1 CRISPR repeat array is annotated in these 294 nt (G+C 46.6%).

Features of this window, described 5'->3' with window-relative positions:
• Window position 1: 1 nt before the first annotated feature.
• Window positions 2-294: a CRISPR direct-repeat array (repeat unit 29 nt; unit sequence TAGCACTGCGAAATGAGAAAGGGAGCTAC).

Here is a 294-nt window from a genome sequence, read left to right as displayed (position 1 = left end):
GTAGCACTGCGAAATGAGAAAGGGAGCTACAACTCAATCATCAAGCCCTAATAGCTCATCCGCATTGTAGCACTGCGAAATGAGAAAGGGAGCTACAACGGTTTCACGCGCCCCATCAACACCCATTCTATTGTAGCACTGCGAAATGAGAAAGGGAGCTACAACTAGGCGTGCGCTTGGGAGTGAAAACCAGCGATTGTAGCACTGCGAAATGAGAAAGGGAGCTACAACAGATGAATTTGATTATATGGTTCATTTGGGATTGTAGCACTGCGAAATGAGAAAGGGAGCTAC

This window comes from Neisseria sp. HMSC065C04 (assembly GCF_001815375.1).
GTDB lineage: Bacteria > Pseudomonadota > Gammaproteobacteria > Burkholderiales > Neisseriaceae > Neisseria > Neisseria flavescens_D.
Note: the sequence above shows the minus strand (reverse complement) of the source record. Positions and strands in the feature narration are given on the sequence as shown.